This window comes from Streptomyces sp. NPDC058373, from assembly GCF_042723275.1.
Lineage (GTDB): Bacteria > Actinomycetota > Actinomycetes > Streptomycetales > Streptomycetaceae > Streptomyces.
In genome coordinates, this window is the sequence record NZ_JBHXJE010000038.1 from 57,941 (window position 1) to 65,863 (window position 7,923).

Sequence of the window (7,923 nt, forward strand, 5' to 3'; positions counted from 1 at the left end):
GCCCGGGCACGTCGGCCGGGCCCCCGCCCTGCTCCTACGGGCCGAGGACAGAACCCGCTCAGTAGAGGGGGAAGGCCCAGCCCCCGGGGTACCAAGGCGCGCGGTCCTGGCGGAACGCCGCCGAGGCGTGGGCGAGCGCGCCCGGCCGCAGCTCCTCGACGCGGCCCGCGGCGGCCAGCGCGGCCAGGGTGGTGCCGCCGAGGAAGACGGCGCCCAGCTCCTCGGCGCCCAGGCGCAGATCGGCCGGGGCGGTCGTGGCCTCGCAGACCGCGGTGTCGCCGTCGGCGCGCAGCCGGTGGCGGCCGGTGTTCCAGGGACAGAACGCGTCCCGCACGTCCAGGACCAGGTCGAGGGGAAGGGCGTACCCCCGGCCCGCCAGGGCTCGGTCCACGTCGACCAGCCGGACCCACAGGCGGTCGACCGGCGTGCTCCGGACGGCCCGGGGGTCCTCCAGCAGCTGCGGCAGCATCTCGTCCACCGCCCCTTCGTACGCGATCCAGCTCACCAGGTCGATCCCGGCCAGAAACCGCCACAGCGCCGCGTACGCCTGGCGCGAGAGCGCCGCCAGCTCCACGACCTCCACCACGGCGAGGCCGCCCCCGGCCCCGTCCGGTGCCGAGCCGTGCCGGTAGAGCGCGTAACCGCTCGCCCGGCCGTCGGCCTCCTCGTGCACCGCGTACCGCAGCGAGGTGGCACCGCCGCGCCGGTGCGGATGGTCGGCGAGCCGCACCGCCCAGTGGGCCGCCTGCCGGTCCGGCCACCCGACGGTCGCGACCCGGGCCCGGTCGTAGACGGCCTCCACCCGCGGCCGGGCCTCGGCGTCGGCCAGAAGCCGCACGGTCCCGCTCCCGAACTCCGTCCCGGCCCGGAAGCGCAGGGCGCGCCGGTCGCCACGCAGCTGGTTCCCGCGCGTCGCCGCCCCGTAGCCGTACCGCCCGTAGATCCCGGCCTCCGACGGCCGCAGCACGGCGACCGGCTCACGCCTCCGCTCGTATGCGTCGGTCAACTGGGCACGCATCATCGCGGTGAGCAGCCCCCGGCGCCGGTGCGTCGGCGCGACGCCCACAGAGGCGATTCCGGCCACCGGCAGCGTGCCCCCGGGGACGGTCAGCACACGGGGGTAGACCGAGGCTCCGGCCACGGGCACCGCACCGTCGAAGACGGCCCACGTGCGCCCCAGGTCGGTCGCCGCCCGCTGGTCGGCCAACTCCTCCACCGACCGGTCCGCGCCGTACGTGTCGGCGATCATGCGCGCCCAGGAGTCGAACTCGTCCTCGGTGACGCTGCGAACCGGAAGCGGAGACGGGGACGAGGACGATGCCGGAGACGCGGACTGGGACGGGGACGAGGAGGACGGGGCCTGCCCCGCTGACGTGGACATCGCTCTTGTGTACCTCACACGTACTCCCCACTCACCCGCCGAACCTGCCCCGGCCCCATTACGGAACCCCCACCAACAGCCTCATACCCCCCTCCTGACGCGCCCTCACTCCAAGAATCCGGAGCCACTCACTCCCCGCGCCTCTCCCGCCTCTCCCTGAACTCACCGGAGCCCTCTGCTCCATCCCTCCCGCCGCAGGTCAGCCCTCCCCCACTCCAACCACTTGCCACAACGATCTTCATTGCCCGGCGTCACCTCCCGTGATACACAGAGTGACATTGCGTGTCCTCGTGCGTCGCTCCTCGTTACCGGCGAGGCTCACAAACGGGATCCTGCGCAAACTCGGCCAGGGATTGGCGCCAATGAGGTGCCGCAACACCACACTCCTCGGCGAGAATGGGCGTGACCTCTGCACACCGGCAGAGGTCGAGGAACAACCCACTAGGGGCGGTGAGTTACATGCTTATGGCAGCCGACAAGGGCGACATCACCACCATCATCGGCGGGATCGCCCCCAACTGGGGGCCCTTCGGCGAGCTGGGGAACGAAGCGAAGACCATGATCCAGGTGGTCATGGCCATCGCCATCCTGCTCTGCCTGGGCATCGCGATCTGGGGCGCCGCCAAGCAGCGCATCGGGGCGACGGCGCTGCGCGACACCTTCAGCGCGGAACAGGGCAAGGGCCTGATCATCGCCGGCCTGACCGGCGTCTTCATCATCGGCTCCCTCGGCAGCCTCTTCACGATCGTGTACGGCATGGCCGTCTAGCCGCCCGGCCCCCGCCCCCACCCCCACCACCCGTCCGTCGCGCCCACCGGCTGAGGTCGTGTCTCCCTGATGTCCAGTCACCACACCGCGCCCGCGCGGCCACGAGCAGGACTACCGTCGTACGTAGCCCACCGAACGGTGCGGCACTGCGTCGACGTCGAGGGGGCGTACGCGGCATGAACCCGGGAGACGGACAGGGCTACGACACCGACGAGCGGTACGGCGGCGCGGGCCAGACCCGCACCCGCCTCCCCGGCGACGACGAGGCCTACGACACCACCCGGCGCTCCATGCGCCCCTCCAGGAGCCTCATCACCGTCGTCGGCGTGGTCGTCCTCCTCATCGCCGCCATCGCCTTCGCCAACCAGGGCGGCTCCCCCGACACCCCCTCGGACGCCCGAGGCCCCGCCCCCTCGGAAACCGCCCCCACCGGCACCAGGCCCGTAGACACCACCACCTCCGGCATCCCCACCAACCACCCCCGCACAAAACAGGGCGCGGAAAGCGCGGCAGCCAACTATGCGGTGGCACTGGGGTCGGCGGAGATGTTCAACGAGGCGCGGCGAAGCGAGATCCTTGAGGCCGTCATCGTCCCCTCCGAAGTGCAACGGTTCCGAGAGTCGCTGGACAAGGCCTACTCGAAGTCTTTCCTCCAAAACCTCGGCCTCAAGGAAGACGGCACATCACCCGAGGGCTTCACTTTCGTGTCCAGGACGACACCCATCGGCACCGCTGACACGAAGTACGCGGACTCCACGGCGACCGTGTCTGTGTGGTGCTCCGGGCTCCTGGGCATGGCCGGAGAAACGTCGACCAATCCGGTGACCAACAGCTGGTTCACGATCACGATGGAACTGCGTTGGGTGGACGGCGACTGGAAGATCTTCAACCACTCCCAGAAGGAGGGCCCCGCGCCTGTCCCAAGTGACGAGCGCGCGGCTACCTCCGAGGAGATCGCCAAGGCCGTGGAGGGGTATGGGGGGCTGACCTATGCGAGGTGAACACAAGTCACGGAGGGTGGCCTCCGTGGCTGCCATGGCGGCCACCGCAGTGCTTGCCCCCACCCGCGCTTACGCCGCGCCCGAAGACGATCCCTGCGACCTCATCCACGGCCCCGCCAGGGACTACTGCGAAAGCGGCGCCGGATCCTCCTCAGGCGGCGGAGCCGGCACCAGTTCCACCCCCGACCCCCTGGGCTCCACCCTCGACCCCTTGGCCTCCTTGGCCAAGGGCTGCGCCCAGGCCGCCGCCTGGACCGTCGACAAGCTCTCCTCCGCCGTCGACTCCACCGCCAACGTCGACTTCACCAACCCCAAGTTCCTCCAGCAGTACGCCGTCGTCTTCGCCGCCTCCACGGTCCTGACCCTGCTGCTCTGGCTCCTCGCCGTGGCCAAGCGCGCCGTCCGCGGCGTGCCCCTGTCCACCGCCCTCTCCGAGGCGATCGGCTTCCTCTGGCTGACCGTGCTCGCCTCCGCCTTCACCCCCTTGATCCTCTACACCGTGGTCTCCGCGACCGACAGCGTCACCGCGGTGCTGGCCAAGTCCACCGGCGGCCAGACCGACGCCTTCTTCGGCACCTTCGCCGAGGCGCTGAAGAAGGGGGACGCCATAGGGGGCGGCCCGATCATGCTGATCGTCGTCTCCCTCGTCTCCATCGTCGCCGCCGGAGTCCTCTGGCTCGAACTGGTCATCCGTGCCGCGCTCCTCTACGTCGGCGCCCTCCTCGGCACCGTCGTCTACGCCGGCCTGGTCGACAAGAACCTCTGGAAGCACGTCCGCCGCTGGGCGGGCATCATGATCGCCGTGATCCTGGTGAAGCCGGTGATCGTGATCGTGCTCGGCCTCGCCGGGGCCCTCTCGGCCGAGGACGGCCCGAACGCCTTCTCCGCCGTCGTCTCCGGCCTCGCCATCATCCTCCTCGCCATCTTCGCCAGCGCCATGATCTACCGCTTCGTCCCCGGCTTCGGCGACGAGATCGCCGCCTCCCGAAACAACCGCCTCTCCCAGGGCGCCGAAGGCCGCGCCGCCGCCGTTCTGTCCTCGCCCGCCGCTCTCGTCTCCCAGGGCATCAAGGCGCACAGCGGCCGCCAGAGCGGCGGCGACGGCGGCGCCTCCTCCCAGCCCCGCCCCGCCAACCAGGCGAGCGGCGGTATGGCCGCCCACGCCTCCCGAGGCGGCTCCTCCGGCGGTGGCTCCCCCAGCGCGCCCCCTCCCCGCTCGGGCAACCCGGTCAACAGCCCGCACGCTGGCCCCCGAGGCAGTTCCACCGGCTCCCCCCGCTCCGGAGGTGACGGGCGTTGACGACGTCGTCCCACTCGATCGCACCCCGCCGTACCTATCTCATCGGCCGCGCCCGCCCCAACGCCGTCATCGGCAAGAACCGCGAGACGGGCGAGATCGTCCTCATCGTCTTCGGGGCGTTCCTCGGCATGATGTGCGGGCTCCTGGTCCCCGCCCTCTCGGTACGCATCGCCCTCCTCGCCGGCCTGCCGATGATCGCGCTGGCCGCCGTCTACGTCCCGTACAAAGGCCGCACGTTCTACAGGTGGTTCGAGATCAACCGCAGCTACAAGCGGATGCTGCGCCGCGGCACCGCTTACCGCTCCTCCGTCGCCGAAGCGGGCATCCGCCTCGACGGCCGCGAGGTGGCCGTCGGCCCGCCGCCCGGCATCGGCCGCATCAACTGGCTCGCCGCGCCCTTCGGACCCGACGAGATCGCCGTCCTGCTCCACGCCGACCGGCGGACCGTCACCGCCGCCATCGAGATCGAGGGCCCGGGCGTCGGCCTGCGCGACTCCGAGGACCAGGAAGCCCTCGTCGACCGCTTCGGCACCCTGCTGAAGCACGTCGCCAACGGCGACGGCTTCGTCACCCGCATCCAGATGCTGGCCCGCACCCTCCCGGCCGACCCCGACGCCCACGCCAAGGACGTCGCCCAGCGCGGCGACCCTCGCGCCCCCGGCTGGCTCCAGGGCTCCTACGACCAGCTCCAGTCCATGGTCTCGACCTCCAGCGAGCAGCACCGGGCCTACCTGGTCGCCTGCATGCACTACTCCCGGGAGCTGGCTTCCGAGGCCAACGCGATGGCCCGTGCCTCCCGCCGCCAGGCCGGCGCCCGCCGCCTCGACCGGGACGCGGGCCTCGCCGTGGTCATGGCCCGGGAGCTCACCGACATCTGCTCGCGCCTCCAGGAGGCGGACATCCGCGTCCGCCAGCCCCTCGGCCAGAGCCGCCTTTCTTCTCTCATCCACTCCATGTACGACCCCGACCACCCGATCGACCACATCCAGGCCATGTCCCAGCGCAACGCCTGGCCGGCCGAGCTCGACGCGGTGGAACCGACCTTCCTCAAGGCGAAGACCCGCGAGTCCAGCACCCGCGCCCCCTGGTGCCACGCCACCGCGTGGGTGAAGGAGTGGCCGATGACGCCGGTCGGCGTCAACTTCCTCGCTCCCCTTCTCGTCCACACCCCGGACGTGATCCGCACGGTCGCCGTCACCATGGACCTCGAACCGACCGAAGTCGCCATCGAGCGCATGCTGACGGAGAAGACCAACGACGAGGCGGACGCCTCCCGCGCGGCCAAGATGAACCGCACCGTCGACCCGCGCGACGCCGCCGCCAACTCCCGCCTCGACCAGCGCGGCGAAGACCTGGCCAGCGGCGCGGCCGGCGTCAACCTCGTCGGCTACATCACGGTCTCCTCCCGCAACCCGGAAGCCCTCGCCCGGGACAAGCGCACCATCCGCGCCTCGGCCGGGAAGTCGTACCTGAAGCTGGAGTGGTGCGACCGCGAACACCACCGCGCCTTCGTCAACACCCTGCCCTTCGCCACCGGCATCCGCCGCTGACCCCGTACGCCACGACCCGCTGAAGGAGGGCCTGCCATGCGCGATCCGCTGACCGCCCTGACGGACACGTTCACCTCGTTCCTCTTCGGCAAGGTGGAGACGACCCGGCTTCCCGTCCGCACCTCCACCGGACAGGCGCAGGCCGTGTACCTGCCGACCGCCGCCCCCGGCCTCGGCGACTCCGGCGTGATCATCGGCCGGGAGGTGTACAGCGGCAAGGGCTACATCTACGACCCGTTCCAGCTCTACGGCCAGCAGCTCCCGGCGCCGCACTGGCTGGTCCTCGGCGAGTCCGGCAACGGCAAATCGGCTCTGGAGAAGACGTACGTCCTGCGGCAGCTGCGGTTCCGCGACCGCCAGGTCGTCGTCCTGGACGCGCAGGGCGAGGACGGCGTCGGCGAGTGGAACCTGATCGCCGAGGAGCTGGGCATAACCCCCATCCGCCTCGACCCGACAGCCGCCCTCGACATGGGCATCCGCCTCAACCCGCTCGACCCCTCGATCACCACCACGGGCCAGCTGGCGCTGCTCCGCACCATCATCGAGGTCGCCATGGGCCACGGCCTGGACGAGCGCTCCGGCTTCGCCCTGAAAGTCGCCCACGCGTACGTCACCAACTCGGTCACCGACCGCCAGCCGGTACTGACCGACATCGTCGACCAGCTCCGCCACCCGAAGCCCGAGTCGGCCGAGGCCATGAACGTCGCCATAGACGACGTCCGCGCCTGGGGCCTGGACGTGGCCCTCGTCCTCGACCGGCTGGTCGACGGTGACCTGAGGGGCATGTTCGACGGCCCGACGACCGTCGGCATCGACCTCGACGCCCCGCTCATCGTCTTCGACCTCTCCCACATCGACCGGAACTCGATCGCCATGCCGATCCTGATGGCGATCGTCGGGGTCTGGCTGGAGCACACCTGGATCCGCCCTGACCGGAAGAAGCGCATCTTCCTCGTCGAAGAGGCCTGGCACATCATCAACTCGCCGTTCGTGGCGCAGCTCTTCCAGCGGCTCCTGAAGTTCGGCCGACGCCTCGGCCTCTCCTTCGTGGCCGTTGTCCACCACCTCTCCGACGTCGTGGACGGCGCCGCCGCCAAGGAGGCCGCCGCCATCCTCAAGATGGCCTCCACCCGCACCATCTATGCCCAGAAGGCCGACGAGGCCAGAGCCACCGGCCGCGTGCTCGGCCTGCCGCGGTGGGCGGTGGAGATCATCCCGACGCTGACACCGGGCATCGCCGTGTGGGACGTCAACGGCAACGTCCAGGTCGTGAAACACCTGATCACGGAGACCGAGCGCCCCCTCGTCTTCACCGACCGCGCCATGACGGAGTCCTCCGCCGATCCGGACGACCTGGGCTTCTCCGCGGAACTCCTCGCCGCCGAACGGGAGGCCGAGGAGCGAGCGGCCATGATGGAGCAGCACGTACGGGCCCACTACCCCGACGCGGGCAGCCCCGGTTACCCCGAGTCGACGTCCACGGTGGCCTGACATGGCGGCCGCACCCCGCGAGCGCGGCTCCTCGGCCGACGCGGCACCCGCCCAGCGCGGGATCCCCGACGGCCTGCTGATCGGCGTCCTGGCCCTGCTCCTGGCCTCGGCCTGCCTGGTGTGGACGGCGACGGGCCTCGCGGGCCTGCTCAGCCACGGCGCCTGGCCGGAGGGAGTGCAGTTCGCCCGCACACCGGCGGCCCTGCGCTCCCTCCTCTCGGCACCCCAGGACCTGCCCGCCGCATGGCCCGACACCCCACCCGGCCAGCTCTCCGGCTGGGGGCTGTTCTGGGGCCTGGCGATCGGCCAGCTCCTCCTGGCGCTGACCCTGGCACTGGCCGTCGCCTTCTCCCTCGCCCGCCGCAAAGCCGTCAGAAGCGCTCGGCGAGCCTCGCGCACCGGCCTCCCGACGGACACCCCTTCCTCCAGCAC

General features: G+C 71.2%; 6 protein-coding genes and 1 pseudogene. 6 read left to right on the top strand and 1 reads right to left on the bottom strand.

Translation table 11 applies throughout. The annotated features are described in order from the left end of the window. Positions 1 to 58: 58 nt before the first annotated feature. Positions 59 to 1,381 carry a GNAT family N-acetyltransferase gene (locus ACFWMZ_RS21035; RefSeq protein WP_383203359.1) on the bottom strand — a complete coding sequence of 441 codons (1,323 nt, stop codon included), beginning with the start codon at positions 1,379 to 1,381 and terminating at the stop codon, positions 59 to 61. A gap of 459 nt (positions 1,382 to 1,840) precedes the next feature. Between ACFWMZ_RS21035 and ACFWMZ_RS21040 the strand changes: the two genes are divergently transcribed. From ACFWMZ_RS21040 to ACFWMZ_RS21065, 6 genes and pseudogenes are all read left to right on the top strand, one after another. After that, positions 1,841 to 2,149, top strand: coding sequence for a hypothetical protein (locus ACFWMZ_RS21040; RefSeq protein WP_383180407.1), 309 nt, complete (start codon positions 1,841 to 1,843; stop codon positions 2,147 to 2,149). Between the two features lie 176 nt (positions 2,150 to 2,325). After that, complete coding sequence (locus ACFWMZ_RS21045) at positions 2,326 to 3,150, top strand: hypothetical protein (RefSeq protein WP_383203362.1); 825 nt, start codon at positions 2,326 to 2,328, stop codon at positions 3,148 to 3,150. 34 nt (positions 3,151 to 3,184) lie between these two features. Beyond that, complete coding sequence (locus ACFWMZ_RS21050) at positions 3,185 to 4,450, top strand: hypothetical protein (protein ID WP_383180239.1); 1,266 nt, start codon at positions 3,185 to 3,187, stop codon at positions 4,448 to 4,450. Further along, a complete protein-coding gene (locus ACFWMZ_RS21055; protein ID WP_383180236.1) occupies positions 4,447 to 6,000 on the top strand; it encodes an SCO6880 family protein in 1,554 nt (517 codons plus the stop codon). Before ACFWMZ_RS21050 ends, ACFWMZ_RS21055 begins: the two co-directional genes overlap by 4 nt. A gap of 36 nt (positions 6,001 to 6,036) precedes the next feature. Then, positions 6,037 to 7,491 (top strand): ATP-binding protein, encoded by a 1,455-nt coding sequence (locus ACFWMZ_RS21060; RefSeq protein WP_383180233.1) that lies wholly within the window; start codon positions 6,037 to 6,039, stop codon positions 7,489 to 7,491. Position 7,492: 1 nt separating this feature from the next. Further along, positions 7,493 to 7,923, top strand: a pseudogene (locus tag ACFWMZ_RS21065) (type VI secretion protein); the annotation flags it as partial.